Here is a 1,299-nt window from a genome sequence, read left to right on the forward strand (position 1 = left end):
AACAGCTTGCCTTCGTCGCCAGCGGTGGCAGTGATGGTCACTTCCAGCTCGGCCAGTTGGGCAGCACGGCTTTCAGCCGATGCTTTACGGTCTGCAGCAGCTTTTTCCAGCTCGGCACGACGCTCTTCGAACGCAGCGATGTTCGCTGGGGTCGCGGCGGTAGCTTTGCCGTAAGGCAGCAGGTAGTTACGACCGTAACCGGCCTTAACGTTTACTTTGTCACCCAGGTTGCCCAGGTTGGTGACTTTTTCCAGAAGGATCAGTTGCATGTGAAAATCCTCTAACTTTTAACCTTCACCGTTCGCGCTGTCGGTGTCTTTCGACACGTGACGACCGCGAAAATCAATCAGGCTGTCGACAATGGCCAAAACCACGAGCAACGGATAGATCAGCTGCATGAACAGCAACAGCGTGACGTACAACCCCACCAGCCAGAAACCGGCCAGTCGCTTCTGCCCGACCAGCCCGTGAATCAAGGCAAGTCCGGCGAACACCAGCGGTACACTGCACAACGGCGTCAACATGGCCATCTGTGCACCGAGATTCGGGCCCAGAAGCATCAACGCCAGCAGTAACATCGCCGGCCCCAGCGGGATCCGTATGGCGCGAAACTCGCGACCAAAACCACCCGGGTTGTACAACAACGCCTGCCAATGACGCCCGACAATCAGGCTCAGCACGCTGACGATCTGCAACAACGCCGCAATCAGTCCGGTCAGGACTGGTGCAATCAGGGACGCGAAACGCGTTTGCTCATCGACCGACAATTGCTTGTAGGTCTCACCGAGAAGCGCGGGCATTACCTTGATAAGGGCCTGCGCGAGCATCTCGATCTGGGCCGCAAACGCCGCCCCGAGCACCACCGAAAACACCACTCCTATTGCCACGCTGGCCAGCAGCGTACGAACCCAGGACTCACTTGCGCGCAAAATCAACGCAAGCCCCGAAGACCCCAGCAGCACCAGAAGTGCCCGTGGATCATCGGCGTACAACCACCAGACCAAGGCCGGCAGCAGTCCCAGCAACAGAACACCAAGGGCGTCTGTCAATCCGCGCCGCAGCAGCACGAGGCTCCCGGCGGCGGCACCCAACCAATACAACAACGGCAATGTTGCACATCCGGCCACTACGAGAGTGGCCTGCATGCGGCCGCGCATGATGAACTCAGCTAAGGCACGCATGCATTCAATCCTTTGCTACTTGTCGACTGCCCGGTCTCAGCGGCCGTGGCTGTCGGTGTAGCCAGCAGGGCCAGGAAGCGGGCGCGCTTGATAGCGGTGGCCAGCTGACGCTGATAAC

General features: G+C 59.2%; 1 protein-coding gene and 2 pseudogenes. All 3 read right to left on the reverse strand.

The annotated features are described in order from the left end of the window. Window positions 1–269, reverse strand: a pseudogene (gene rplI, locus ACIP1X_RS28335) (50S ribosomal protein L9); the annotation flags it as partial. Window positions 270–287: 18 nt separating this feature from the next. Beyond that, on the reverse strand, window positions 288–1,181 hold the full coding sequence (locus tag ACIP1X_RS28340; protein ID WP_400755912.1) for a hypothetical protein: 894 nt from the start codon (window positions 1,179–1,181) through the stop codon (window positions 288–290). Window positions 1,182–1,217: 36 nt separating this feature from the next. Next, a pseudogene (rpsR, locus tag ACIP1X_RS28345) lies at window positions 1,218–1,299 on the reverse strand (30S ribosomal protein S18); the annotation flags it as partial.

The sequence above is a fragment of the Pseudomonas sp. NPDC088885 genome (assembly GCF_044750025.1).
Classification (GTDB): Bacteria; Pseudomonadota; Gammaproteobacteria; order Pseudomonadales; family Pseudomonadaceae; genus Aquipseudomonas; species Aquipseudomonas rustica.

What these genes read in the sequence shown, in the direction of transcription:
- ACIP1X_RS28340 (WP_400755912.1), bottom strand. Translation starts at nt 1,181, where the DNA reads ATGCGTGCCTTAGCTGAGTTCATCATGCGCGGCCGCATGCAGGCCACT.